Source organism: Celeribacter sp. (assembly GCF_048261515.1).
Classification (GTDB): domain Bacteria; phylum Pseudomonadota; class Alphaproteobacteria; order Rhodobacterales; family Rhodobacteraceae; genus Celeribacter.
Map to the genome: position 1 here is coordinate 896,858 of NZ_JBLXFZ010000001.1, position 24,009 is coordinate 920,866.

Sequence of the window (24,009 nt, forward strand, 5' to 3'; positions counted from 1 at the left end):
TCTAGGGAAGGTGAAAATCACGTGAGCGTCTCCGCAGACAGTATCGCCGCAGCAATCCGCGCAGCCAAAGGCCGTGGCCTTCCGCCCGTCGAAAAGTGGAACCCGCCGTTTTGCGGGGATCTCGACATGCGGATCGCGCGGGACGGGACATGGTTTTACCTCGGAACGCCCATCGGCCGCGCGCCCTTGGTGCGACTGTTCTCGACCGTGTTGAAGCGCGAGGGAGACAAGTTTTTCCTCGTCACGCCTGTCGAAAAGGTCGGGATCACGGTCGATGACGCACCTTTTCTGGCCGTGGATTTCGAGGTTGATGGCGAAGGCAATGAGCAACGCCTCACCTTTCTTACCTCTGTGGGCGACCGCGTAACGGCGGACGTCGACCACCCGATCCGCGTGGAAGAACGCAATGGCGAACCCGCACCCTATGTCGAGGTGCGCAACGGGTTGGACGCTCTCATTGATCGCAAGAGTTTCTTCCGCCTCGCCGATCTCGCCGTTGAAGAAGAGATTGACGGGTGCGCCACATTCGGGGTTTGGTCGGCGGGCACATTCTTTCCCGTCATAGATGCCGAGCGCCTCAGTTAATGCCGAAATTCGCAGCCAACCTCACGTTTACGTTCAAGGAATTCCCTTTCATTGAACGCTTTGCCGAAGCTAAAGCCGCTGGATTTCACGCGGTCGAAGTGCTTTTCCCATACGACGAGGCCGCTTCGGAGATCGCGCGCAAATTGAAGATGCTCGATCTGCAAATGGTGCTGATCAACACGCCGCCGCCGAACTGGGCAGGCGGGGAGCGGGGCTTTGCCGCTGTGCCTTCCTCCGAGGAGCGCTTCCGCAAGGATTTCAAACGTGCGCTGCGCTTTGCCGATCTACTTGGCGCACAGCACGTGCATATCATGGCGGGAAATGCTTCAGGAGCGGAGGCGCGCGCCACCTTCGTTAGCAATCTGACGTGGGCCGCGCAGGAGGCCCCCAACATGAGCTTGACCATAGAACCGATCAATCCGGTCGATATGCCGGGCTATTTCCTGAACGATTTCGATGAGGCCGCACGGATCATCGCGGAAATCGCCGCGCCCAATCTGGGGCTGCAATTCGACGCCTACCACGCCCATGTCATCACGGGTGATGTGATGGCAACATGGGAAGCGCACAAGGACATCGTGCGCCACATTCAGGTCGCGGGCGCGGAGGGTCGCCACGAGCCGATCAAGGGTGCGATTGATTATCCCGCGTTCTTCCGCGCGGTGGACGAGAGCGGCTACGACGGGTGGATTTCGGGCGAATATCACCCGAAAGGCCGAACCGAAGAGGGTCTGGACTGGATGCGCGGCGGGGCGTGAGGCGCGGCGCACAAGGTCGCGCGACCGAATAATTGCCCCTTAGTCGCCGAGCTTGGCGTGCACCTCGTCGAGGTCGATCTCGTTGATGGGCATCTTGTTGCCTGGATTTTCGAAGTCGTATTTGAACAACTCGAAATCGCGGTGGTAGATTTCCCACATGAGGTGCATCGACAGGTCGTCGAAATAGTCCTCAACAGGATGGGCGCGTTTGGGACCGTGCCCCTCGCTCTCGTTGAACCGCGGGATCGTGGTCAGATCGACGGCATGGGGCGTTTCGATGGCGTCGAGCACCTCCTGCATCCCGTCATTGAACGTCTCGGTGTAGAAAATCTTGTCGTATGTCCCGCCGTTGACGATGAAGGTCGAGACATGCCCCGACATGGCCGACCAGTGGATATCGGGGTCCATCGGGCGCCGCCAGCGAATGGTGTCACGCACAAAGAGCAGGAAACGGCGGAAGGAGGCGATCTGGTCGAACTCCTGCTTACCGTCATCGCCGCCGACTTCGATCCCGTATTGCTGCGTCAGCTTCGGAACGAGGTTGCCACGATAGCGGCGGCCGTTGCGCTGGATGCCGCAAATCTTGTCGAAGAAGGACGACAGGACACGAGTGTAGGGATTGCGCACACAGGTGAAGGCATAAGATTTATGCGCGGTCACATTGGCTTCGATCAGGGGCTGGCTCTCCTCCTGCGCCCATTTGTGCATTTTCTCGGTGCTGTCATGGATGTCACCGTCGAAAAATTCGCCGTGATCGGAAAAATACATAATCTGCCCGATGGTCGAACAGGCGCATTTCGGGACGACCCGATACACCATGCTCTCGCTCTCGGTCATCCAAGTTCCGGGGAAGCCCATATGTCACTCGTCTCCTGTTGTTGCCCACCTGACAACGTTTTGCGCTTTCAAAGCAAATTCGCCTTGTTTATTCAATGTTTGGTTACGGCCATAGCGCCATAATTAGGCAAAAATGAGGTCTTTGGTTCCATTATGGCACGAATAGCATTCATTCTCCTGTGCCACAAAGACCCTGCTGCCATTGTGCAGCAGGCCAATCGACTGACGGCGACGGGCGATTACATCTCGATCCACTTCGACGCGCGCGGTGGACAGGCGGCTTTTGCCCAGATCAAGGAAGGGCTGAAGGACAACCCCAATGTGACCTTCGCCACCCGACGGATCAAATGCGGTTGGGGCGAGTGGAGCCTTGTGCAAGCCACGCTCTATGCTCTCGAAGCGGCCGAAAAGACCTTTCCCCGCGCGACCCATTTCTACATGGTTTCGGGCGACTGCATGTCGATCAAGACCGCCGAATACATGCACGAATTTCTCGACGAGGACGATTGCGACTACATCGAGAGTTTCGACTTTTTCGAGAGCGACTGGATCAAGACGGGGATCAAGAAAGAGCGCCTGACATACCGCCATTTTTTCAACGAGCGCAGCCATAAGTGGCTGTTCTACAAATCTCTCGATCTGCAAAAGCGGTTGAAGCTGGAACGCGAAGTACCTGACGACCTACGGATCATGATCGGATCGCAATGGTGGTGCCTGCGGCGACGCACGGTGGAATGGATTCTCGAATTCACCAAGAAGCGCCGGGACGTGATGCGTTTTTTCCGAACCACATGGATTCCCGACGAGACCTTTTTTCAGACCCTTGTGCGCCACCTCGTGCCTCAGAATGAAATCAGGAATCGCACACTGACCTTCCTGATGTTCACCGACTACGGCATGCCCGTGACCTTCTACAATGACCACTACGATCTGCTTCTGGCGCAGGACTACCTCTTCGCGCGCAAGATCTCGCCCGAGGCAAAAGAGCTGAAAAAACGGCTCGGCGAATTGTTTATCCAGACTGACGTGGACTTCAAAATCTCCAACGAGGGGCGCTCGCTCTACGGCTTTCTAGCACGGCGGGGACGCGAGGGGCGGCGGTTTGCGCAACGGTTCTGGGAATCGGAAAGCACCCTTGGCCGCTCCCGCGAACTTTTCATCGTGGTGTGCAAGAAATGGCACGTCGCCAAGCGGCTTGTGGGTTCAATCCGCGATACCACCGACATCACATGCGTCGAATATCTGTTCAACGAGGAAAACACACCCCTGCCCGATCTGGGCGGCATCGAGAAGAGCCTTGAAAAGCGCGCGCGCCACCGCCGCGCGTGGGTGCGGATGCTGTTCGATTACTACAAAACGGATCGCATGGTGATCTGTCTCGATCCCGACGGTTTCGACCTGATCTCCGATTTCTACGCCGATCGTTCGGGCACGCGCCTGCTTGAAATCGAATGCACCTATACCGACGACTACCTCATAGGTCACGCGCGCCGCGTGGGCCTTGCAGGGGAGGCTACACCGGAGAGCGCGTTGAAGCGCCTCGTGCCGACGATCCGCGCCGCAATCAACAACGAAAGCGACCGCATCCACGACGCCGACTTCGAGAAGGCCTATCGCATCAGCGAATTGTCTGACACTGACGCCAATGCCCGCGCCATCGCGCGTTTCCTCGACATTTCCGAAGAGGTGGCGCAGGATATCGCCCGCACACCGCATCTGTTTTCCGACTGAGGACACCCATGCCCTACGACTATGACGATCAGAACATCTTCGCCAAAATCCTGCGCGGAGAAATCCCCTCCACACCAGTCTACGAGAGCGAGCATTCCCTCGCCTTTCCCGACATTTCGCCGCAGAAAAAGACGCATATCCTCGTCATTCCCAAGGGCCCCTATCGCTGCTTCGACCACTTCGTTCAGGCGGCTAGCGCCGAGGAACAACTCGACTTCTTCAAAGCCGTGGCTGAGGTCGCCAAACAGCAGGGACTGAGCGAGGCGCATGGCGGGAACGGCTATCGCATCATTTCCAACTCCGGCCCCGACAGCTTGCAGGAAGTGCCTCACCTGCACGTGCATGTGCTGGGTGGTGAGGTCGTCGGCCCGCTCACGGCCTGACGCAGACCACGAAACAGGAACGGGCCGCCTCTGATAAGAGAGCGGCCCGATTTCTGTCTGTGTTACAGTGCAAGACGGCTATTTTCCCGAAGTCAGCTCCACGAAGACATCTTCGAGGTCGGCTTCCTCACTGCGCACGTCGCCAATGATGATGCCGCTCGCCTTCACCGCGTCAAGCACATCATTCGCCCCCGCTTTCGCGCGGGAGTAGGAAAAGGCCAAGGCACCGTGCGGGCGCCGCTCCAGCGTCACCCCTTCAGGCAGGTCAATGATATCGGGCACCCCGCCTTCGGGTTCAATCACCAGCGTTTTGCCATCCATCCGCCCGATCAGATTGGATGTCGTGTCTCGCGCAATCACCTCGCCGTGGTTGATGATGGCGATCTCGTCACACATTTCTTGCGCTTCTTCGAGGTAGTGGGTCGTCAAGATGATGGTCATACCGCGCTCCTCGTTGAGGCGACGGACGTTCTGCCACAGCATCTGGCGCAATTCGATATCCACACCCGCCGTCGGCTCGTCGAGCACGAGAATGTGCGGATTGTGGACCAGCGCCTTGCCCAGCAGCAGCCGCCGCCGCATCCCGCCCGAAAGCGTGCGCGCGTAGGCGTTGGCCTTATCCGTGAGGCCAACCAGTTCGAGAATCTCATCGGAGCGGCGGTCTTTCTTCGGCACGCCGTAAAGCCCCGCCTGAACCTCAAGCGCCTCGCGCGGCGGGAAGAACGGATCGAGGTTCAATTCCTGCGGCATCACGCCAATCGCAGCGCGGCTCTGGCGCGGGTTCACGTCCTGATCGAAGCCCCAGATTTTCACGGTGCCCGATGTTTTGATCGTCAGGCCCGCAAGAATGTTGATCAACGTCGACTTGCCCGCCCCATTCGGTCCGAGCAATCCAAAGATCGATCCTTTGGGAATGCACAGGTCCACGCCCTTGAGCGCCTCTTTCGGTGCGCCCTTGCCCTGCGCTGCGTAGATTTTGCGCAGGCCCGCGATCTCGATTGCGTTCGCCGTCATGTCCGGTTCCCTCCTCATGCGCTCCGCCATTCGGCCCAAGGCAAGCAAGACATGCAACATCCCCTTGCCCGACCCGCGCGGATCGCTATCATGTCGCACTGACTTAGGCCGTAGACATCGGTTACTCAACATCAAAGCCCGCGCATCTGTCGCGCACATATGCACGCAGGCCCGCGGCCCATATTCTGATCCCTAGAGACGAGCGAGATCGCCATGACCATCAAAGCCCCAGAAACCGAAGTAGTCTCCACATGGAAAGTTGCCTGTGACGGTGGCGAGGGCAGCCTCGGTCATCCCCGCGTCTGGCTCTCGATCCCGCGCGAAACGGGCTATGTCGAATGCGGCTACTGTGACAAGAAATTCATCCACGAAAGCGCGAAGCTCGCCGACGCCGAATAATCGTCAGCAAGCGCCACGTTCGGGCCGCCCTTCGGGGCGGTCTTTTTCGTTTCTGGACATATCGGGTATCACGCACCCAGACGCCCATTCTGCCGACCGCGCGTTTTCCCGACCCGAATTTAGCGCATTCCCATCCGATCCGCTTGCAGTGCTCCCCGCCCCCACTATGATCCCGCGTGAAATGACAGCGGCGGGCGCCAACGCCCCAGCATCACACGGGGGACGCGATCCATGAGTTTCGGCAAGGGGCACCATCTTCACCTGATCGACGGATCGGCCTTTATTTTCCGCGCCTACCACGCGCTTCCGCCGCTCACCCGCAAATCGGACGGGCTGCCGATCGGGGCGGTCAGCGGGTTTTGCAACATGCTCTACCGCTATATCGAGGCCAACACCGGCGCCGATGCTCCGACTCACGCTGCGGTGATTTTCGACTATTCCGGCAAGACCTTCCGCAACGATCTCTATTCCGCCTACAAGGCCAACCGCCCGCCCGCACCCGAAGACCTCGTGCCGCAGTTCCCGCTGACGCGCGCGGCCACACGCGCCTTCAACGTCGCCTGTATCGAGATCGAAGGATTCGAGGCCGACGACATCATCGGCACCCTGTCCCATCAGGCGCGTGATGCAGGCGGGCGCGTGACGATCATTTCTTCTGACAAGGATCTGATGCAGCTTGTCGGAGGCGGGGTCGAGATGCTCGATCCGATGAAGAACAAACGCATCGACCGCGAAGGGGTTGAGGAGAAATTCGGCGTCGGACCGGAGCGCGTCGTCGACGTGCAGGCACTTGCAGGCGACTCGGTCGATAACGTCCCCGGCGCGCCCGGCATCGGGATCAAGACCGCCGCCCTTCTGATCAACGAATACAGCGATCTCGAAACGCTTCTGGCGCGGGCCGAAGAGATCAAACAGCCCAAACGCCGCCAGACCCTGATCGAGAATGCCGAGCTGATCCGCATCTCCCGCGATCTGGTCAAGCTGGACTGCGACATGGAACTGGATTTCACCCTCGACAGCCTTGAGGTCAAGGAACCGGACACGGAGAAACTTCTGGCCTTCCTCTCCGAGATGGAATTTCGCACCATTGTCAAACGTGTCGCCGAAAAGTTCAACGTCGAGGCACCGGCCGTTCCCGACGCCCCTGCTCCTTCTGCCGCATCCTCACCGGATGCGCCCGCCGCGCCCGAGGCAAAGCCTTTTGACACCTCGTCTTACGAAAAAGTCACCACGATGGGCGCGCTGGAGCAGTGGATCGACGCCATCTATGCGCGTGGCTATGTCGCTGTGGACACAGAGACCACAGGCCTTGACGAGATGCAGGCCGATCTGGTCGGCGTGTCGCTTTGCGTCGAGCCGGGCGAGGCATGCTATATCCCCGTCGGTCACACGCTGGGCGAAGACGATCTCTTTGGCGGCTCGAACCTTGTGGACGGGCAACTGTCGAAAAACATGGTGCTCGATGCGCTCAAACCGATGCTTGAGGATGAGAGCATTCTCAAGATCGGCCAGAACATGAAATATGACGCCAAGATCTTTGCCCGCCACGGCGTCCGCGTCGCGCCCTATGACGACACGATGCTGTTGTCCTATGCGCTCAACGCAGGTATCCACAATCACGGCATGGATGCGCTTTCAGAACGCTACCTGAACCACACACCGATCCCGACAAAAGAGCTTCTGGGCAGCGGCAAATCCGCGATCACCTTTGACAAGGTTGATGTCGCAAAAGCCGTCGAATATGCCGCCGAGGACGCCGACATCACCCTGCGGCTGTGGCAGGTGCTCAAACCGCGACTTCACGCGGAGAAAGTCACCACAGTCTACGAAACGCTGGAGCGCCCGCTCTCGCCCGTGCTGGCACAGATGGAAATGGCCGGCATCCTCGTGGACCGCGATGTGCTCTCGCGCATGTCCAATGCTTTCGCCCAGAAAATGGCAGGGCTGGAAGCCGAGATTCACGAGCTTGCAGGCGAAAGCTTCAACGTCGGCAGCCCCGCGCAGCTTGGCGAAATCCTGTTCGAGAAAATGGGGCTTGAGGGCGGCAAGAAGGGCAAGACCGGCAAATATTCCACCCCTGCCGATGTGCTCGAAGACCTCGCCACCGAACACGACCTGCCCGCGCGCGTTCTGGACTGGCGGCAACTGTCGAAACTCAAATCGACCTATACGGACGCGCTTCAGACCTTCATCCACCCCGAAACAGGCCGCGTGCATACATCCTATGTGCAAACCGGTGCCGTGACAGGGCGTCTGGCCTCATCCGATCCGAACCTGCAAAACATCCCCGTGCGTTCGGAAGAGGGCCGCCGCATCCGCGAGGCCTTCATCGCGCCGAAAGGCAAAAAGCTGATCTCGCTCGACTATTCCCAGATCGAGCTGCGCATCCTCGCCCATGTCGCAGATATCGAAAGCCTCAAACAGGCCTTTCGCGACGGGCTGGACATTCACGCCATGACCGCTTCCGAGATGTTCAATGTCCCGATCGAAGGCATGGACCCGATGGTGCGCCGTCAGGCCAAAGCCATCAACTTCGGCGTGATCTATGGCATCTCCGGCTTCGGTCTCGCCCGCAACCTGCGAATCCCGCGCAAGGAGGCACAGGGCTTTATCGACCGCTATTTCGAACGCTTCCCCGGCATCCGCACCTATATGGATGACACGGTCGCCTTCGCCAAAGAGCATAAATATGTCGAGACCCTGTTCGGGCGCAAAATCCACACACCGGAAATCGGTGCCAAAGGACCGCAGGCGGGCTTTGCCAAACGTCAGGCGATCAACGCGCCGATTCAGGGCTCCGCCGCCGACATCATCCGCCGCGCCATGATCCGTATGCCCGAAGCGATCAAAGACCTCCCCGCCACCATGCTGTTGCAGGTGCATGACGAATTGATCTTCGAGGTGGACGAGGATGCCTGCGATCAGGTGATCGAAGTGGTCAAGGACGTGATGGAAACCGCCTCCGATCCGGCGATGAAGCTTGATGTTCCCATCGAAGTGGACGCGGGCATTGGCGACAACTGGGCCGAAGCGCACTGACCGCCGCCCCGCGCCCGAACGACAAAGCAAAAACGGCGCGTCCCCATCCGAGGGCGCACCGTTTGTTTGTCGTCATCACGATAAGAGCCCGAAGGCTCCGATACGCGTCTAGACCAGCCCTTCCTTTGCAAAAAGCGCCTTGAGGTCAGTTTCGGGGCGCGGGCCAACGTGGGAAATCACCTCGGAGGCCGCAACACAGCCCATACGCCCCGCAACCGCGAGGCTTTCACCCGAAGACAGACCGTAGAGGAACCCCGCCGCGAACTGGTCCCCCGCTCCAGTGGTATCGACAGGCGTGATGCGCGTGACGGGAACGATAACTTCCTCATCGCCGCGCACGATCACCACATCTCCCGATGAGCGTGTGCAGACCACCAGACCACATTCCGATGCGGCGGTTTCCAGTGCCGTAGAAAGGTCGGATTGGTACAGGCTTTCCCACTCGTGTTCGTTGCCAATCACGAAATCCAGCTCTTTGACGAACTTGCGGAAGTCGTCGCGGTGGCGATCCACACAGAACGGATCGGAGAGCGAAATGCCCACTTGCCCACCCGCCGCCTTGGTCAGTCGGGCCGCTTGATCAAAGGCGTGTTTGCCTTGGGGCTTATCGTAGAGATAGCCCTCAAGGAACATGATCTCGGCATCTTCCGCGACGCTTGCGGGCACGTCATCGGCGGAGATTTCGGAGGAAATTCCGAGGTAGGTGTTCATCGAACGCTCCCCGTCGGGGGAGACAAAAATCATCGAACGCGAGGTCGGCAATTCACCGCCAGCCACGGGATCGTTCACATAGTCCGTGCCGCCGCGCACCATCTCTTCGGCATAAAATTGTCCCAAGGCATCATCGTGGACGCGCCCGATGAACCCCGTCTTGAGACCGAGATTGCCGAGCCCTGCCAAGGTATTGGCCACCGATCCACCTGGAGTCTGGATACGCTTCTGCATCGCGTCGTAGAGAAACTCGCCGCGCTCCTGCTCGACGAGCTGCATGATCCCTTTCTCGATTCCGAGCTGATCAAGCGTCGCATCATCGGCATTGGTAATGACATCGACCACGGCGTTGCCGATACCGACAACCTGATAGGTTTTAGACAATATTCTTCTCCTCGAAGGCGCACAGATCACGTATCAGACATGTGCCGCACAAAGGTTTACGCGCGGTGCAGGTATAGCGTCCGTGCAGGATCATCCAGTGATGCGCGTGTTGTTGAAACTCGACGGGAACGTGATCTTCGATCGCGCGCTCCACGGCGACGACATCCTTGCCCACGGCCACGCCAGAGCGGTTGCCGAAGCGGAAAATATGCGTGTCCACCGCCTGCGCAGGGTGATGAAACCACATGTTGAGAACCACATTGGCGGTCTTGCGCCCGACACCTGGGAGGCTTTCGAGTGCGGCGCGCGACGAGGGCACCTCACCGCCGAACTCCTCGACCAGAATGCGGCTCATCTTCATCACGTTCTTGGCCTTATTGCGGAAAAGTCCAATAGTTTTAATGTGTTCGATCAAGCCCTCTTCGCCCAGATCCAGCATCTTTTGCGGCGTGTCGGCGATCTTGAACAAGTCCTTCGTGGCCTTGTTTACACCCTTGTCGGTAGCCTGCGCCGACAGCGCGACCGCCACGACAAGCGTGTAGGCATTGACGTGATCAAGCTCGCCTTTCGGCTCGGCTTTCGCCGCGCGAAATCGCGTGAAAATCTCGCGGATTGTCTGATAATCGAGTTGTTTGGCCATGCGCATTCCTATGCCTTCTGACACGCACGAGGGCAAGTATCTGTTTTCCGAAAGGAATGCGATTGACGCTGCGGGCTTTGGCCTTTCCCCTATGCCGCCGCCGAACACCCGAAGTGCCTATGCATTTGCGCAATTTTCGGGTCGGCGTGACGGGCAAGGCGGGTTAACGTGGACCAGATCACAAGGAGCCCGTTGCCGCCCGTGTCCCATTCCATGTCCCCTTCCCCGCCCCTCAAAAGCGCCGAAAGCTCTGACACCGCGCTGTCCGATCACTATCATTATGGCGTGATCCGCCGCGCCATCGAGGTGATCGACGCCGCCGACGTGCCCCTGTCTCTTGACGAATTGGCGCGTCAACTCGGCATGAGCGCACCGCATTTCCAAAGGGTCTTTTCCCGCTGGGCGGGCGTCTCACCCAAACGCTACCAACAATATCTGACGCTCGATCTCGCCAAGTCGCTGATGCAGACGCGACGCCCTTTAGACGAGGTGGCCGACGCGTCGGGCTTGTCAGGGACGGGACGGCTGCACGATCTCTTCATCCGCTGGGAAGCCATGACCCCTGGAGAATTCGCGCGGGCGGGTGACGGGGTTACGATCCGTTTCGGCTGGATCGCGACACCTTTCGGGGAGGCTTTGGCCATGGCGACAACGCGCGGATTGTGTGGCCTTGGCTTTGTCGCAGACCGCAGCCGCGACGACGCCTTCGCCGACATGACTGCGCGCTGGCCCGATGCCTCCTTCGTAGAGGACACAGACGCGGTTGCGCCCCTTGTCGAATCCGCCATGCGCGGCCAGCACACCCGCGTCCACCTCATCGGCGCCCCGTTCCAAATCAAGGTCTGGGAGGCGCTCCTTTCCATTCCTGCGGGTTCGGTCACGACCTATTCGGATATCGCAGAACGCATCGGCGCGCCCAAGGCTTCACGCGCCGTTGGCACCGCCGTCGGACGCAATCCCGTCGCATGGCTGATCCCGTGCCACAGGGTGTTGCGGAAGTCTGGCGCATTGGGCGGATACCACTGGGGCCTGCCCGTCAAACGGGCGCTTCTGGCCTATGAAAGCGCGCGTCACGATGCCCGCATCGAGGGGCAATAGCGCACTCACCCAGATGTGAGCAGGAACCCGCCACATTCTCGTGATCGACTGTAATTGCGCATGCATAAGGAACCAATGCACGGTAAATTCGTTGTTAGAGCAGAATTTACCAATCAGAGGTCACTTCATGAAGTCCCGTGCCATTCTCGCAACCTTTACACTCGTGCCATTCCTTCTGGCAGGGTGCTTGCAGCCCACGATCTCCGACGACCCTAACGCCAACGCGCGTCAGGGTGCCATTGCCGGGGCCTTGCTCGGCGGCTTCGCGGGCCTGACATCCGACGATGACAAAGTCTTGAAAACCGCTGTCGGTGCCGCAATCGGCGGCGCAGTTGGCGGCGCTATCGGCCAACGTCTTGACCAACAGGCTGCTGACCTGCGCTCCGACCTTGGCAGCGATCAAGTCGGGATCGTCAACACTGGTTCCGAGTTGATCGTGACCATGCCGCAGGACATCCTCTTCGCCACCGACAGTGCGACGGTGCAGACAGGTCTTCAATCCGACCTCGTTGCGCTGGCCTACAACCTTCGTGACTATCCCAACACGACCGTTCAGGTAGTGGGTCACACCGACAACACGGGTTCGGCCACCTACAATCAGGAACTCTCCACACGCCGCGCCTCCGCCGTGGCCGCGATCCTGACCGCCAATGGCGTCGCGCCTGGCCGTATTCAAGCCATCGGCCGTGGTGAGAACGCGCCGATTGCGACCAACCTGTCGGCCGAGGGCCGCGCGCAGAACCGCCGCGTCGAGATCGTCATCACGCCGATCACCTGACCGCGCACGCACAAAGTAATACGCAAGGCCGCTCCCTGTGGGCGGCCTTTTTCGTGGCATCTTCCTGCGCGCGGTCATATTATCTGACCAATTGCAAAGTGAGGTTCGCCCGTGCCCTTTCAAAAGATTCAGGCAGAGAAGTTGTCCACATCCGTCGCGCATCAGATCGAAATGCTGATCCTGCGCGGCATCCTGCGCCCTGGTGAACGGCTGCCGTCAGAGCGAGAGTTGGCAGACCGGCTTGGTGTGTCCCGCCCGTCGCTGCGGGAGGCTTTCGCGGAGCTTTCGGAGAAAGGCCTTCTGACAGCGAAGGCGGGTGCGGGGGTCTTCGTCGCCGATGTGCTCGGCTCTGCGTTCTCCCCCGCCCTGATCCAGATTTTCGGTTCGCATGAAGAAGCCGTATTCGACTACATCGCTTTCCGCCGCGACATGGAGGGGCTGGCCGCCGAGCGGGCGGCGCAATACGCCTCCGACACGGATCTAAAGGTCATCGCCACGATCTTCGAAAAGATGGAAGCCGCCCACCCCAAGCGCAACCCGACCGACGAGGCGCGGCTCGACGCGGAGTTTCATCTCTCGATCATCGAGGCCAGCCACAACGTCATCATGCTGCATATGATGCGCTCGATGTTCGACCTTCTGCGCGAGGGAGTTTTCTACAACCGTTCGGTGATGTTCAAGCAACGCACGAACCGCGCGCAGCTCCTCGACCAGCACCGCGCCATCAACGACGCGCTGCAAGCACGCGACGCACAAGCCGCCCGCGCCGCCGTCACGAAGCACCTCGACTACGTGGAAAAGGCGCTTTCGGACCAGAAGACCGCTGAGCGAAACGAAGAGATCGCACGGCTGCGCTATGATCACGAGAAGGAGCGGAACTGACGCTCCCGCTTGCGGCACAGGCTCACTGACGAGCTTCGGCCTCACCCTCCTCGTCAAAATTTGAGGTGTGGTTTACTTGCTCTTGGTGCGTTTCCTTCCCAACCATAGGCACGTTGGACTATGTTGGTTTCCATATATTGCTGAAAGCAGTAGCGTGGTTTGTAGTGGAAGGGTGACTACGGGTAAGGTGTCATAAGTAGGGGGTAGGTAATTTTGTGAGGGTGAATCCGCTTTCTCCGCGACAACTAGAGGTCCTGGAATTTCTGGCATTGGGTTATCAGTATTCCGAGATCGCTAATGAGCTGGGGATCAGCGTGTCCGCTGTGAGCCTTTACCTCAAAAATGCCCGTCACAAGCTCAACGCGCGCACGAAAGAGCAGTGCTTGGCCATTGCCGTCAGCGAGGGCTGGGTGTCCGCACCGACACGCACTGCGCGAGAGCGAAAGCCCCGTCGAAAGTGACACGGAGCGTGTCACTATATCGTAATCCACATATTGGAAACCTTCGCGCCCCTAACTACCTTTAACGTGGGAGTCGAGCATGTCTCGATTGAAAGTGGTTAATCAGTGGGGGTGCGATGATGCTTGCAATCGTCTTGCTATGCTATTTGGCATTGGTATCTGCGACATTCGGCGCGGTCCTGACGCGCGCCTACTTTTTCTACGTGGATGATCGCGGGCTTTCGACGCGAGGGCAAATTGCGATTGGCCTTTTCGCCGTTCTGTTTCTCGTGGCGTCGGTCGTCATGTTCCGCGCGGCGTACATTGCAACCTGAACAGCGGAAAGCTCCGTAGCACCGCAGCCAGTTGAAACCAGACGACATTCCAGCCACATCTCCAAATGCAAAAAGCCCCACCAGATTGGCGGGGCTTTCTTTTATCGGGGTCTGACGGGGGCAGGAGGCGCCCCGTCGGGACGCGGTTTAGTGCAGCTTGTCGCCGACTTCCGCAATTGCGCTGTCGATCAGCTTGTTGGCGTCGGTCGCTGTCATGTTTTCGGCGATAACATCCTGTGCCGCGCCGATAGCAACCGTGATCGCCGTGTTGCGCACGTCGCGGATCGCGGCAGTTTGCGCGGAGGCGATTTGCTCCTCGGCGGAGGCGAGGCGACGGGCGATGGACGTCTGCAAGTCCTCGCGTGCCTTCTCGGCAGCGATTTCCGCGTCGATCTTCGCCTGCTTGACGATAGCGTCGGCCTGCTCCTGAACTTCGCGCTGCTGGCGCTCGTAGGAAGCAAGGATCGACTGGGCCTCTTCGCGCAAGGCCCGAGCTTCGTCCAGCTCGTTCTTGATGTCTTCAGCACGCTTGTCGAGCATCCCGCCGATCATGGCAGGGACTTTCTTCCAAAGAAGAATACCGACGAACACGAGGAAGCCCAGAAGGACGATAAGGTTCGTGTTGGTCAGCGACCAGAACGCCCCCGAGAACGGGTTCGACGAGGCCGCCAGAGCGGGCGATGCTGCGAGTGTCAGGGCAAGGGCAGTGAGTTTCTTCATGGCCTTATCCTTTCAAACGCGCGTTGACGGCCGCGGTGATCGACTTGGCATCGGCTTTCGCACCGAGTGCCGCGACGAGTTCCTTGGCAGTGTCTTTGGCGACGACCTTGACCGCGTCCACAGCATCGTCACGGATTTCCGCGATGGCTTTCTCCGATTCTGCGGCTTTGGCCGCGATCTCGGCATCGGCCTTGGCCGTGGCGGCGTCCAGATCGGCCTGAATCGCGTCGCGCGTTTCCTGTGCGATCTTTTGTGCTTCGGCTCTCGCCTCGGCAAGCGCCTGATTGTAAGCGGCTTCCGCGTCTTTCGCCTTGAGCTTGAGCTCTTCGGCGGCGGCAATGTCATTCAAGATCGTGCCCGAACGCTCCGCCAGCACCGAAGAGATGCGCGGCAGGGCGATTTTCGAAAGCACGAAATAGATCACGACCAGCGTGACCAGAAGCCAGAAAATCTGGTTGGGGAAGGTTGAGAAGTCGAGCTGCGGCATGCCGGCTTCTGCTACTTCGGCCCCGTGCGTCTCAGTTGCCATTCTGTCCTCCTGACTGTCGTCCTATGGTCCCCGTATGGGAACCGACCCCGTTTACGCGCGGGTGGATCGCGTCAAACGCGACCCACCCAGCCGTAAGGATGGAGCGTCAGATCAGACGGCAAACATCAGCAGAAGAGCGACGAGGAACGAGAAGATCCCGAGCGCTTCCGCGAAGGCCATGCCGATGAAGAGGGTTGCAGTCTGCGAAGCAGCTGCGGAGGGGTTGCGCAGGGCACCTGCGAGGTAGTTGCCAGCCACGTTGCCCACACCGATGGCTGCGCCACCCATGCCGAGGGCCGTGAGACCAACACCAATGTATTTGCCGAGTTCTGCGATATCGCCTTCCATGTCTTTATCTCCTTACGATGGAATGGTTGCGTATGAGGTTCTGCGACCTGTGTGCCGCTTAGTGCGACGGATGCAGGGCATCCTTTAGGTAGACACAGGTGAGAATGGTGAACACGTAGGCCTGAATGAAGGCTACGAGCAATTCGAGGCCATACATGGCCGTAATCGCCAGCACAGACACGGGCGAGACCACTGCGATCGCGGCGAAGCCTGCGAACACTTTGATCACCGCGTGACCCGCCATCATGTTACCCGCAAGACGGATAGAGTGGCTGACGGGGCGGACGAAGTAGGAAATCAATTCGATCACGGCCAGAACCGGGCGCACGGCCAGCGGCGCGGAGGTGATCCAGAAAAGACCAAGGAATTTTGTGCCGTTCTTCACGAAGCCAAGCACGGTCACGAAGGTGAACACCAGCATCGCGAGCACGGCGGTCACAGCGATATGCGTGGTGGTCGTGAAGGACATCGGGATGAGGCCCAGCGTGTTGGCGAACACGATGAAGGAAAACAGCGTCATGATGTAGGGGAAGTATTTGACGGCGTCTTTACCCGCCACATCCTCAACCATCTTGTGCACGAAGCCATACATCAGCTCGGCGACGGACTGGATACGCGAAGGGATCACGGCGCGGCCGCGGGTGCCCAGCACCAGCAGCGCGAAAACACAAAGAACTGCAAGCGCCATCCAAAGCGTCACGTTCGTCGGCGTATACCAGTGAACAGGGCCGTCACCGAACAGGGGCGTGACCTTGAACTGATCCATCGGGTGAAAAACCAGAGCACCTTCGGAGCCGTGTGCTTCTTCCGCCATTTTAGTCCCTCATCTCGTCTGCGGGCGTCCCCGCGTTGTCATCCTCGCCGGCCTGTTCGGCCTGCTCGCTATTCTGGATCTCGGTCGCGGTGCGCAGCATCGTCTTGATGCCGGCCGCAAACCCAAACCCTGTGAACAGCACCAGCAAGATCGGGGTTGTCCCGAACAGGCTATCAAGCCCGAAGCCAATGCCGAAACCGATCAAAAGACCGGCCACCAATTCCACCACCATGCGCCATGCCATATTGGCCTGCGAAAAGTGCTCTTCGCCCCGCGAGGTTTTAGGGCCCTGGCCCTCTTTCACCTTCGCAATCCGCTGCTCCAATGCGCGCAGGCGCTCGGTATGATGCGGATCGGTCATTGGCACAAAGCCCCCTCGGATCGGTTGGGCGCAAGCTATGCGCGGGGAGGTTCAGAGTCAATAAGGCTCAGAGTACCTCAACATACTGATATTAAATCCTTTTTAAAACGCGCACCACCGCCACACCCGCCCGCTTCGCCCCGCCGCGACCCTACGGGCATATTCAACCAAATGGTTGACCAACCTCGCAGCCGCGCCTAACCCTTCCCCCATGAACCCTCTGCGCACCCCCGAGATACCCGCCGACCTCGATCAGGTCTTCGCCGCTCTGGCGGACCCGACACGGCGTGCCATTCTCGTCATGCTTCTCGAAGATGACATGGCCGTGACCGACGTGGCCGAGCCCTTCGAGATGTCTCTGGCTGCGGTGTCGAAGCACCTCACGATCCTGAGCCGTGCGGGCCTGATCACACAGGAAAAGCGCGGACGTGTGAAATGGTGCAAACTCGACCCCGACGCGATGCGCGCGGCGTCGATCTGGATGCAGGGGTTCGGGCAGTTTGACGCCGTGGACCTCGACGGGTTGGAGCGCTTCCTCGAACGGGAACTTTCCGATCCGGCAGCAAAAGCCTCCGGCGGGGATCCTTGAGAACAGATGAAGGGCCGCCCCCTCTTTCACCTGTTCGATAAATATCCTTCAGAGGAGCGCTTATTCCTCGTGCTTGAGCAACAAATAGAGCGCAAGGATGGTCAGGCCGATTCCGCCAAAGACGAGGACAGGCGGCACACCGTGGCCGAGTGCGATTTCCCACACGATCACCCATGAAGGCGTGAGGTAGGTGTAGGCCATGACCTTCGCCGACGCCAAGCGCACCGAGGCATAGGCCAGCAGCGTGGCGGTGGTCGTGGTCGCCACCACAGCGATATAGACCAGTGTGATCCACACGATCATCGGCAGCTCCGCCCATTCGGTGGCCAGCAGGTCGCGCCACCCGAAAGCCAGCAGGACGACACTGGCCGCCACCAGAATGAAGAAGGTAAAGACGAAGGTCCGCTCACCGCGGCTGAAGCGCGGCACGAGCGGGGTATAGAGCGCATGGGCGATCACGCCGATGAAATAGACCGCCTCGCCACGTCCAACCTCGAAAGCCAGCAGCGCCGAAATATCTGCACGGAAGATGACCCAGAGCGCACCTGAGGCCCCAACGGCCAGCGCAATCGCGATCCGCGGCGTCGTGATCTGGCGCATGATGACATAGCCGAAGATGGCCGCGAGAACGGGGGTGAGGGTAAACACGGCGGAAGTCGAAACGGGCGTTGCGGTCTTGAGCCCCTCGAACATCATCACGAAGTAGAGCGCGAAGAGCCCGCCGAGAATGGCATAGCGCCACGGCGCATCCATCGCACGGCGCGGAATACCGCCCGTGGCCAGCGCCAGCACGCCGACCAGCACCGTAGCGATGAGAAAGCGCACGCCGTTGAGCGCAAGCGGCGTGATCTCGTTGGCCGCCAGCGAACCGAGCGAGAACGACCCCGCCACGAGGCAGGAGAAGACCAGCATCGCAATATGGCCCTTGCGGCGCTCCTCGGGACTGGCCGAGGCGCCAGTGATACGTTTTTTACGCGCAGGAGCGCTGATATCAGTTGCCACGCGACCAATCCTTCACACGCGCCCTCAACAGATTGGTGAAGGCTTGCACCTTCGCCGTGCGATGCAGATCGACATGTGTCACCACCCACAACGTGATCTCCCAATCGGGAATCGCGGGCATGACAACGCTCAAATCAGGATCTGCGGCGATCACATCCACGGGCAGGAACCCCACCCCGACCCCGGCACTAATCGCAACTTGCCGTGCGCGGGCGGATGTGGAGCGGAAGGTGACACGCTCGTCAGGCACGTTGTTCTTCAGCCAGTTGAGAAAGGGCGCACGGTTGCTTGCATCGTCATGACCAATAAACCGCAGCCCATTGATGAGATCATCGGGATCGGGCGCACCAAAAGCTTCGAAATAGTTGCGATGCGCACAGAGCGCGACGTCCTGCTTGTAGAGAAGTTTGACGACGTTGTCGGGCTCCTGCGGCGGCTGCCCAGCGCGAATCGCCACATGCGCCTCACCGTATTCAAGCCGGAACAACCGTTCGTCGGTCAGGAGCCGCACGATCACGTCAGGGTAAAGCGTCTGGAACTCGGCGAGCACGGGCACGATCAAATCCTCGTAGCCCGGAACCGATGTGACCACCAATTCACCCGACACATATTCACCACGCCCCTTGATCCGCGACACCAGTTGCGAAATCTGGTCCTCGGTGGTCTGCGCTACGGTCAACAGGTCACGCCCCGCCTCCGTCGGCGTATAGCCGCGCGCATGGCGTTGGAACAGCTTGACCCCCAATCGCTCCTCCAGAGCATCGACATGGCGGATCACCGTCGCATGGTGAACACCAAGCTCGGCGGCGGCGCCAGAGACAGTGCCCTGTTTCGCGACAGTATATGCGGTCCGGATTTCATCCCAGTTCTCGGTGGGCATTCTCGGCTATCTCGATCTGATCGTCACATTCAAAAAGTAGAGAAGCATTATTTCCCTGTTCATTTACAAATGCAAATACTAAGGCACCGCCCCTGCGTCACCCTGTGAAAATTTGCACAGCCCGCAATTCCGCGCGACTTCGCACCGCCAGGCACATGCCGCCAGACACCTCCCCTACCCTTCGCCACTCTTGACTCACAGCATTCCCGCGCGTAAACGCGGGCCAACATTTCCGGAAGCGCAAAACCTTCCGGTCCTCAGGCCCAGCGCCAGGATCGCCCCCCGTCAGCGAGTTTCGCCCACGGGGGCAGCACTGCATTGGCCGTCGGAGGTTCACTTTTCACCGCTCCGTGCCCACATGGAGCCTAGTCGTCAACAAGGTCAGGGAGACCGTCGATGTTTGAAAATCTATCAGACCGCCTGTCAGGCGTCTTCGACAAGCTCACCAAACAAGGTGCCCTGTCCGAAGACGATGTAAAAACCGCCCTGCGCGAAGTGCGCGTCGCGCTACTTGAGGCCGATGTCTCGCTCTCGGTCGCGCGCGATTTCGTCAAGGCCGTCACCGAGAAAGCCACGGGTCAGGCCGTCACCAAATCCGTCACACCGGGTCAGCAGGTCGTCAAAATCGTGCACGACGAATTGGTGCATGTGCTGCAAGGCGACGAAGCCGACATCGGCACGCTCAAGGTGGACAGCCCGCCCGCACCGATTCTCATGGTCGGTCTGCAAGGTGGCGGTAAAACCACCACCACGGCGAAACTGGCAAAACGTCTCAAGGACAAACAGGGCAAGCGCGTCCTGATGGCCTCCCTCGACGTTTACCGCCCCGCCGCTATGGACCAGTTGCGCGTCCTTGGTGAGCAAATCGGCGTGGACACCCTGCCCATCGTGGCGGGCGAGACCCCCGATCAGATCACCCGCCGCGCCAAGCAACAGGCGACCATGGGCGGCTATGACGTCTACATGCTCGACACCGCTGGCCGCCTGTCCATCGACGACACGCTGATGGCCGAGGTCGAGGCCGTGCGCGACATTGCCAACCCGCGCGAGACACTTCTCGTAGTCGATGGCCTCACGGGTCAGGATGCTGTGCACACCGCCGAAAACTTCGACGGGCGCATCGGCATTTCGGGCGTTGTGCTGACCCGTATGGACGGCGACGGTCGCGGTGGTGCGGCGCTCTCCATGCGTGCGGTCACGGGCAAACCGATCAAGTTTGTCGGTCTCGGCGAGAAGATGGACGCGCTGGAGGAATTCCACCCCGAGCGCGTTGCGGGCCGTATCCTTGGCATGGGCGATATCGTCTCCCTCGTCGAGAAGGCACAAGAGACCATCGAGGCCGAACAGGCCGAACGCATGATGAAGCGCTTCCAGAAGGGTCGCTTCAACATGAACGACCTCAAGATGCAGCTTGAACAGATGCAGAAGATGGGCGGCATGGAAAGCATCATGGGCATGATGCCGGGCATGAAAAAAGCCGCCGCACAGATCAAGGACAGCGGCTTTGACGAGAGCGTTTTCAAACGTCAGATCGCGTTGATCAACTCCATGACCAAACTGGAGCGCGCCAATCCGCAGATCCTTCAGGCGTCGCGCAAGAAGCGGATCGCCAAGGGTGCAGGTCTGGAAGTCTCCGAGCTTAACCAGCTTCTCAAGATGCAGCGCCAGATGGCCGACATGATGAAGAAGATGGGCAAAATGGGCAAAGGCGGAATGCTCAAACAGGCCGTTCAGGGCATGTTCGGCAAAGGTGGCCCGCAAGGCCCCGAGGACATGGACCCCGCAAAAATGGCCGAGGCGACAAAGGCGTTGCAAGGCGGCCTGCCTAAAGGAATGCCGGGCATGGGCAACCTCCCCGGTCTGGGCGGCTCCGCCCTTCCCCCCGGTCTTTCGGGCTTCGGGAAGAAGAAGTAAGTGACCCAAGCGCCCACCATAACCACGCCGCGCCTGACCCTGCGCGCGCCGCGTCTCGAAGATTTCGAGACCTACGCGGATTTCTGTGCCTCTGCGCGCTCCGTCTACATGGACGGTCCGCATGATCGCGAGAAGGCATGGGCATGGTTTTGCAATGACACCGCGCATTGGGCGCTGTTCGGCTATGGCGGCCTGATGATCGAAGTGGATGGCGCGCTTGCAGGTCAGGTTGCCGTGACCAAGGGCATCGGTTTCCCCGAGACCGAACTTGGCTGGTTCCTCTTCGACGGGTTCGAGGGACAGGGCTACGCCGCCGAGGCTGCCTTTGCGCTGCGCGATTGGGTCTATGAGAACACCGATCTCGACACGCTTGTCTCCTACGTCTCGCCGCAAAATACCGCCTCCGCCGCTCTGGCCGAACGACTGGGCGCCACGCGTGATGTGGATGCAGCGCGCCCTGCGGGTGAAACGGCCGATGACTGCATCGTCTTCCGCCATCCCTCGCCCGCCGAGCTGCGCGCAGGTGGCATGGAGGCCTACGCATGATCCGTAACCGAAACCTTATCCACCCGTTCGAAGGTGTCCGACAGATGTCCGACACATGTCCGACGCAAATCCGACAGGGGGTTTTGGCCCGATGAGCGACCACATTTCCCGCGCCCAAGAGCTGCTCAAAGAGCATCGCGAGAGCATCGACCGCCTCGACGCGATCCTTGTCTACACCCTTGGCGAGCGCTTCAAACACACGCAGGCCGTGGGCCGTTTGAAAGCAGAACACGACCTTCCCCCGTCCGATCCCGCACGGGAAGCGAAACAGATTGCACGGCTCGAAGATCTGGCCAAACGCGCCGATCTCGATCCCGAATTTGCAAAGAAATTCCTGAAGTTCATCATTCAGGAAGTCATCCAACACCACCAACAACATCAAGATGCAGAGACATCCTAAGTCTCTCAAATAGCTAGGAAATAGGAGAAACATATCATGGCTATGAAAATCCGGCTCGCCCGTGGCGGTTCCAAAAAACGCCCCTTCTACCGTATCGTTGCCGCTGACTCGCGCATGCCCCGCGACGGCCGCTTCATCGAGAAGCTCGGCACCTACAACCCGCTCCTGCCCAAAGACAGCGAAGAGCGCGTGCAAATGGACATCGACGCCGTGAAAGCATGGCTCGACAAAGGCGCCAAGCCCACCGACCGCGTCGCACGTATGCTTGAGGCTGCTGGCGTTCTCGAGAAAAAAGAGCGCAACAACCCCAAGAAAGCCGAGCCTGGCAAAAAAGCCCAGGAACGCGCCGAAGAAAAAGCAGCCAAAGCAGCCGCCGCCGCTGAAGCCGCTGCTGCTCCTGCCGAAGAAGCTGCTACTGAAGAGTAAGCCTCTCTATCATCGAGAGAAATTACGACCCGACACCCGAGCGCATCCCTGCGTTCGGGTGTTTTCTTTCGGGGCAAATGTAACGGCGCACGGCAACAGGATTGCGGGCGCGCGACAGGGGCAGTAAGACAGAGGTATGAGTGATACACGGATCATTGTTGGCGCGATTGCAGGCGCTTTTGGCGTCCACGGCGATGTACGCGTCAAATCGTTCTGCGCCGAGCCCGAGGCCATCGCGGACTACTCCCCGCTCACCTCCGAGGACGGCAGCCGCATCTTCGAGCTCACCATCACGCAGCAAATCAAGAACGGCTATGCCTGCCGCATCAAAGGCATCGAGACCAAGGAAGAGGCTGACGCGCTCAAAGGCGTCACACTTCATGCCGAACGCGATGTCCTGCCTTCGCTGCCCGATGACGAATACTACCACGCCGACCTGATCGGCTTGGAGGTCTATGACACGGGCGGAAGCAAGCTCGGCGAGGTACGCAACGTGCTCAACCACGGCGCGGGCGACCTGCTTGAAGTGCATGGGCCTGGACTCAAGAACGGCGTGCTACTGCCCTTCACCCGCGCCGCCGTGCCGACGGTCGATCTCTCCGCAGGACGCATCGTGGCCGACCCGCCCGAGGGGCTCTTTGAGTGACGCGACGGCTGCTGATCCATCCTGGACTGCACAAGACGGGCACAACGACCCTCCAAGACACGCTGCGCGAAAACCGCGAAAAATTAGACCCTTACGTGGAGATGATGCTGGTCCGCGATCCCGTCCAATACCTGCTGACGGGTGCGTGCATGCAATTTTCGATCCGCCGCAACAAGGAGGCCAAGGCAATCATCCGCGAAGAGGCCACCGCGCTTTTCGATGCGCTGGAGCGCGATGATCCACGTCCAATCCTGCTGTCGAACGAAAGCCTCGGCGGCTACCCGATCGGCTACAAAAAGGTCTACAGCTTCATCGCTATGCCGATCGCGCTGAGCATCATCCACAAGGCGTGGTTGGACGTGATGGGCGAGAACGCACCCTTTGAGGTCTATATTTCCACCCGCCGCGAAGGGTGGCTGCGCTCGTGCTGGTGGCAGCGGCTGAAATCCGAACGCTACCGCCTACCCTTCGACCAGTTCGAGAAACGCTACGGGAAAGCCGCCGATCACGCCGCCTTTATCGAGTTGTGCAAGGAACATCTCCCCGACGTGCCCATCCACAGTTGCCACGTCGAGGAAAGCGGCCATCCCGTCAAACCTGTGCTCGCCTTGCTTGGCCTCTCCGATCACTTCGATAAGTTGGCACTTGCCGAGGCGCGAAACGTGGCGCGGGCGGGGGATGCGCACGAACGCCTTCTGGCGCTGCACCGCTCCGACCTCAAGGGACGCCCCTATTGGCAGGAAATCCGCAAGATCATGGGACGCGAAGCACCGCAGGACAGCGAATAGTTCCCCTCCCCGCGAATATTGTCTATGAGGCA

Annotated in this window: 28 protein-coding genes; 17 read left to right on the forward strand and 11 right to left on the reverse strand. The window is 59.7% G+C overall.

Annotated features, from left to right (window positions below):
- Window positions 1-21: 21 nt before the first annotated feature.
- Together ACN0SC_RS04330 and ACN0SC_RS04335 are read left to right on the forward strand one after the other, a co-directional pair.
- A complete protein-coding gene (locus ACN0SC_RS04330) occupies window positions 22-585 on the forward strand; it encodes a DUF1285 domain-containing protein (protein ID WP_417248423.1) in 564 nt (187 codons plus the stop codon).
- Window positions 585-1,343, forward strand: coding sequence for a hydroxypyruvate isomerase family protein (locus ACN0SC_RS04335; protein ID WP_417248424.1), 759 nt, complete (start codon window positions 585-587; stop codon window positions 1,341-1,343). Before ACN0SC_RS04330 ends, ACN0SC_RS04335 begins: the two co-directional genes overlap by 1 nt.
- A 39-nt stretch (window positions 1,344-1,382) precedes the next feature.
- On the opposite strand, the gene ACN0SC_RS04340 is transcribed toward ACN0SC_RS04335, so the two are convergent.
- Window positions 1,383-2,201 carry a sulfotransferase family protein gene (locus ACN0SC_RS04340; protein WP_417248425.1) on the reverse strand — a complete coding sequence of 273 codons (819 nt, stop codon included), beginning with the start codon at window positions 2,199-2,201 and terminating at the stop codon, window positions 1,383-1,385.
- A gap of 132 nt (window positions 2,202-2,333) precedes the next feature.
- On the opposite strand from ACN0SC_RS04340, the gene ACN0SC_RS04345 reads away from it, so the two are divergent.
- Both ACN0SC_RS04345 and ACN0SC_RS04350 read left to right on the forward strand, forming a co-directional pair.
- Window positions 2,334-3,911 (forward strand): DUF5928 domain-containing protein, encoded by a 1,578-nt coding sequence (locus ACN0SC_RS04345; protein ID WP_417248426.1) that lies wholly within the window; start codon window positions 2,334-2,336, stop codon window positions 3,909-3,911.
- Window positions 3,912-3,919: 8 nt separating this feature from the next.
- Window positions 3,920-4,294 (forward strand): HIT domain-containing protein, encoded by a 375-nt coding sequence (locus ACN0SC_RS04350; RefSeq protein ID WP_417248427.1) that lies wholly within the window; start codon window positions 3,920-3,922, stop codon window positions 4,292-4,294.
- Between the two features lie 78 nt (window positions 4,295-4,372).
- On the opposite strand, the gene ACN0SC_RS04355 is transcribed toward ACN0SC_RS04350, so the two are convergent.
- On the reverse strand, window positions 4,373-5,308 hold the full coding sequence (locus ACN0SC_RS04355) for an ABC transporter ATP-binding protein (RefSeq protein WP_417248428.1): 936 nt from the start codon (window positions 5,306-5,308) through the stop codon (window positions 4,373-4,375).
- A 213-nt stretch (window positions 5,309-5,521) separates the two neighbouring features.
- On the opposite strand from ACN0SC_RS04355, the gene ACN0SC_RS04360 reads away from it, so the two are divergent.
- Window positions 5,522-5,707: a zinc-finger domain-containing protein gene (locus ACN0SC_RS04360; RefSeq protein ID WP_417248429.1), complete on the forward strand. Its 186-nt coding sequence runs from the start codon at window positions 5,522-5,524 to the stop codon at window positions 5,705-5,707.
- 231 nt (window positions 5,708-5,938) lie between these two features.
- Window positions 5,939-8,746 carry a DNA polymerase I gene (gene polA / locus ACN0SC_RS04365; RefSeq protein WP_417248430.1) on the forward strand — a complete coding sequence of 936 codons (2,808 nt, stop codon included), beginning with the start codon at window positions 5,939-5,941 and terminating at the stop codon, window positions 8,744-8,746.
- Between the two features lie 108 nt (window positions 8,747-8,854).
- On the opposite strand, the gene ACN0SC_RS04370 is transcribed toward polA, so the two are convergent.
- The gene (locus ACN0SC_RS04370; protein WP_417248431.1) at window positions 8,855-9,841 is read right to left on the reverse strand and encodes an adenosine kinase; all 987 of its coding nucleotides are present in this window, start codon (window positions 9,839-9,841) and stop codon (window positions 8,855-8,857) included.
- Window positions 9,834-10,481 (reverse strand): endonuclease III, encoded by a 648-nt coding sequence (nth, locus tag ACN0SC_RS04375; protein WP_417248432.1) that lies wholly within the window; start codon window positions 10,479-10,481, stop codon window positions 9,834-9,836. The genes ACN0SC_RS04370 and nth overlap by 8 nt, the downstream gene beginning before the upstream one ends.
- Window positions 10,482-10,694: 213 nt before the next feature.
- On the opposite strand from nth, the gene ACN0SC_RS04380 reads away from it, so the two are divergent.
- The 4 genes from ACN0SC_RS04380 to ACN0SC_RS04395 all read left to right on the forward strand — a co-directional run bounded on the left by ACN0SC_RS04380 (window position 10,695) and on the right by ACN0SC_RS04395 (window position 13,700).
- Entirely contained in the window at window positions 10,695-11,579 is an 885-nt protein-coding gene (locus ACN0SC_RS04380) for a methylated-DNA--[protein]-cysteine S-methyltransferase (protein ID WP_417248553.1), read from the forward strand.
- 127 nt (window positions 11,580-11,706) lie between these two features.
- On the forward strand, window positions 11,707-12,357 hold the full coding sequence (locus tag ACN0SC_RS04385) for an OmpA family protein (protein WP_417248433.1): 651 nt from the start codon (window positions 11,707-11,709) through the stop codon (window positions 12,355-12,357).
- A gap of 111 nt (window positions 12,358-12,468) precedes the next feature.
- Window positions 12,469-13,239 (forward strand): FadR/GntR family transcriptional regulator, encoded by a 771-nt coding sequence (locus tag ACN0SC_RS04390; protein WP_417248434.1) that lies wholly within the window; start codon window positions 12,469-12,471, stop codon window positions 13,237-13,239.
- 221 nt (window positions 13,240-13,460) lie between these two features.
- Window positions 13,461-13,700, forward strand: coding sequence for a response regulator transcription factor (locus ACN0SC_RS04395; protein WP_417248554.1), 240 nt, complete (start codon window positions 13,461-13,463; stop codon window positions 13,698-13,700).
- Window positions 13,701-14,161: 461 nt separating this feature from the next.
- On the opposite strand, the gene ACN0SC_RS04400 is transcribed toward ACN0SC_RS04395, so the two are convergent.
- The 5 genes from ACN0SC_RS04400 to ACN0SC_RS04420 all read right to left on the reverse strand — a co-directional run bounded on the left by ACN0SC_RS04400 (window position 14,162) and on the right by ACN0SC_RS04420 (window position 16,786).
- Window positions 14,162-14,734: a F0F1 ATP synthase subunit B gene (locus ACN0SC_RS04400; protein WP_417248435.1), complete on the reverse strand. Its 573-nt coding sequence runs from the start codon at window positions 14,732-14,734 to the stop codon at window positions 14,162-14,164.
- Between the two features lie 4 nt (window positions 14,735-14,738).
- The gene (locus tag ACN0SC_RS04405; RefSeq protein ID WP_417248436.1) at window positions 14,739-15,263 is read right to left on the reverse strand and encodes a F0F1 ATP synthase subunit B'; all 525 of its coding nucleotides are present in this window, start codon (window positions 15,261-15,263) and stop codon (window positions 14,739-14,741) included.
- 111 nt (window positions 15,264-15,374) lie between these two features.
- Complete coding sequence (locus tag ACN0SC_RS04410; protein WP_417248437.1) at window positions 15,375-15,611, reverse strand: F0F1 ATP synthase subunit C; 237 nt, start codon at window positions 15,609-15,611, stop codon at window positions 15,375-15,377.
- A 58-nt stretch (window positions 15,612-15,669) separates the two neighbouring features.
- Window positions 15,670-16,425, reverse strand: a complete 756-nt coding sequence (locus ACN0SC_RS04415; protein ID WP_417248438.1) for a F0F1 ATP synthase subunit A — start codon at window positions 16,423-16,425, stop codon at window positions 15,670-15,672.
- 1 nt (window position 16,426) lies between these two features.
- A complete protein-coding gene (locus ACN0SC_RS04420) occupies window positions 16,427-16,786 on the reverse strand; it encodes an AtpZ/AtpI family protein (RefSeq protein ID WP_417248439.1) in 360 nt (119 codons plus the stop codon).
- A 211-nt stretch (window positions 16,787-16,997) separates the two neighbouring features.
- On the opposite strand from ACN0SC_RS04420, the gene ACN0SC_RS04425 reads away from it, so the two are divergent.
- Window positions 16,998-17,375: an ArsR/SmtB family transcription factor gene (locus ACN0SC_RS04425; protein ID WP_417248440.1), complete on the forward strand. Its 378-nt coding sequence runs from the start codon at window positions 16,998-17,000 to the stop codon at window positions 17,373-17,375.
- Between the two features lie 60 nt (window positions 17,376-17,435).
- Here ACN0SC_RS04425 and ACN0SC_RS04430 read toward each other — a convergent pair whose 3' ends face one another.
- Together ACN0SC_RS04430 and ACN0SC_RS04435 are read right to left on the reverse strand one after the other, a co-directional pair.
- The gene (locus ACN0SC_RS04430) at window positions 17,436-18,338 is read right to left on the reverse strand and encodes a DMT family transporter (protein WP_417248555.1); all 903 of its coding nucleotides are present in this window, start codon (window positions 18,336-18,338) and stop codon (window positions 17,436-17,438) included.
- Between the two features lie 28 nt (window positions 18,339-18,366).
- Entirely contained in the window at window positions 18,367-19,257 is an 891-nt protein-coding gene (locus tag ACN0SC_RS04435; RefSeq protein ID WP_417248441.1) for a LysR family transcriptional regulator, read from the reverse strand.
- Between the two features lie 396 nt (window positions 19,258-19,653).
- Here ACN0SC_RS04435 and ffh point away from each other — a divergent pair, with 396 nt between their 5' ends.
- The 6 genes from ffh to ACN0SC_RS04465 all read left to right on the forward strand — a co-directional run bounded on the left by ffh (window position 19,654) and on the right by ACN0SC_RS04465 (window position 23,977).
- The gene (ffh, locus tag ACN0SC_RS04440) at window positions 19,654-21,171 is read left to right on the forward strand and encodes a signal recognition particle protein (protein ID WP_417248442.1); all 1,518 of its coding nucleotides are present in this window, start codon (window positions 19,654-19,656) and stop codon (window positions 21,169-21,171) included.
- Window positions 21,172-21,717, forward strand: a complete 546-nt coding sequence (locus ACN0SC_RS04445; protein ID WP_417248443.1) for a GNAT family N-acetyltransferase — start codon at window positions 21,172-21,174, stop codon at window positions 21,715-21,717.
- A 91-nt stretch (window positions 21,718-21,808) separates the two neighbouring features.
- The gene (locus tag ACN0SC_RS04450; RefSeq protein ID WP_417248444.1) at window positions 21,809-22,117 is read left to right on the forward strand and encodes a chorismate mutase; all 309 of its coding nucleotides are present in this window, start codon (window positions 21,809-21,811) and stop codon (window positions 22,115-22,117) included.
- Between the two features lie 36 nt (window positions 22,118-22,153).
- Window positions 22,154-22,543 carry a 30S ribosomal protein S16 gene (gene rpsP, locus ACN0SC_RS04455; protein WP_417248445.1) on the forward strand — a complete coding sequence of 130 codons (390 nt, stop codon included), beginning with the start codon at window positions 22,154-22,156 and terminating at the stop codon, window positions 22,541-22,543.
- A gap of 136 nt (window positions 22,544-22,679) precedes the next feature.
- Window positions 22,680-23,189: a ribosome maturation factor RimM gene (rimM, locus tag ACN0SC_RS04460; RefSeq protein WP_417248446.1), complete on the forward strand. Its 510-nt coding sequence runs from the start codon at window positions 22,680-22,682 to the stop codon at window positions 23,187-23,189.
- Entirely contained in the window at window positions 23,186-23,977 is a 792-nt protein-coding gene (locus tag ACN0SC_RS04465) for a hypothetical protein (protein ID WP_417248447.1), read from the forward strand. Before rimM ends, ACN0SC_RS04465 begins: the two co-directional genes overlap by 4 nt.
- Window positions 23,978-24,009: the final 32 nt, after the last annotated feature.

Bases quoted from the DNA above. Each gene is read 5' to 3' on its own strand.
- ACN0SC_RS04335 (WP_417248424.1), top strand. From the start codon at position 585: ATGCCGAAATTCGCAGCCAACCTCACGTTTACGTTCAAGGAATTCCCT.
- ACN0SC_RS04340 (WP_417248425.1), bottom strand. From the start codon at position 2,201: ATGGGCTTCCCCGGAACTTGGATGACCGAGAGCGAGAGCATGGTGTAT.
- ACN0SC_RS04345 (WP_417248426.1), top strand. From the start codon at position 2,334: ATGGCACGAATAGCATTCATTCTCCTGTGCCACAAAGACCCTGCTGCC.
- ACN0SC_RS04350 (WP_417248427.1), top strand. From the start codon at position 3,920: ATGCCCTACGACTATGACGATCAGAACATCTTCGCCAAAATCCTGCGC.
- ACN0SC_RS04355 (WP_417248428.1), bottom strand. From the start codon at position 5,308: ATGACGGCGAACGCAATCGAGATCGCGGGCCTGCGCAAAATCTACGCA.
- ACN0SC_RS04360 (WP_417248429.1), top strand. From the start codon at position 5,522: ATGACCATCAAAGCCCCAGAAACCGAAGTAGTCTCCACATGGAAAGTT.
- polA (WP_417248430.1), top strand. From the start codon at position 5,939: ATGAGTTTCGGCAAGGGGCACCATCTTCACCTGATCGACGGATCGGCC.
- nth (WP_417248432.1), bottom strand. From the start codon at position 10,481: ATGGCCAAACAACTCGATTATCAGACAATCCGCGAGATTTTCACGCGA.
- ACN0SC_RS04380 (WP_417248553.1), top strand. From the start codon at position 10,695: ATGTCCCCTTCCCCGCCCCTCAAAAGCGCCGAAAGCTCTGACACCGCG.
- ACN0SC_RS04385 (WP_417248433.1), top strand. From the start codon at position 11,707: ATGAAGTCCCGTGCCATTCTCGCAACCTTTACACTCGTGCCATTCCTT.
- ACN0SC_RS04400 (WP_417248435.1), bottom strand. From the start codon at position 14,734: ATGAAGAAACTCACTGCCCTTGCCCTGACACTCGCAGCATCGCCCGCT.
- ACN0SC_RS04405 (WP_417248436.1), bottom strand. From the start codon at position 15,263: ATGGCAACTGAGACGCACGGGGCCGAAGTAGCAGAAGCCGGCATGCCG.
- ACN0SC_RS04410 (WP_417248437.1), bottom strand. From the start codon at position 15,611: ATGGAAGGCGATATCGCAGAACTCGGCAAATACATTGGTGTTGGTCTC.
- ACN0SC_RS04415 (WP_417248438.1), bottom strand. From the start codon at position 16,425: ATGGCGGAAGAAGCACACGGCTCCGAAGGTGCTCTGGTTTTTCACCCG.
- ACN0SC_RS04420 (WP_417248439.1), bottom strand. From the start codon at position 16,786: ATGACCGATCCGCATCATACCGAGCGCCTGCGCGCATTGGAGCAGCGG.
- ACN0SC_RS04425 (WP_417248440.1), top strand. From the start codon at position 16,998: ATGAACCCTCTGCGCACCCCCGAGATACCCGCCGACCTCGATCAGGTC.
- ACN0SC_RS04435 (WP_417248441.1), bottom strand. From the start codon at position 19,257: ATGCCCACCGAGAACTGGGATGAAATCCGGACCGCATATACTGTCGCG.
- ffh (WP_417248442.1), top strand. From the start codon at position 19,654: ATGTTTGAAAATCTATCAGACCGCCTGTCAGGCGTCTTCGACAAGCTC.
- ACN0SC_RS04450 (WP_417248444.1), top strand. From the start codon at position 21,809: ATGAGCGACCACATTTCCCGCGCCCAAGAGCTGCTCAAAGAGCATCGC.
- rpsP (WP_417248445.1), top strand. From the start codon at position 22,154: ATGGCTATGAAAATCCGGCTCGCCCGTGGCGGTTCCAAAAAACGCCCC.
- rimM (WP_417248446.1), top strand. From the start codon at position 22,680: ATGAGTGATACACGGATCATTGTTGGCGCGATTGCAGGCGCTTTTGGC.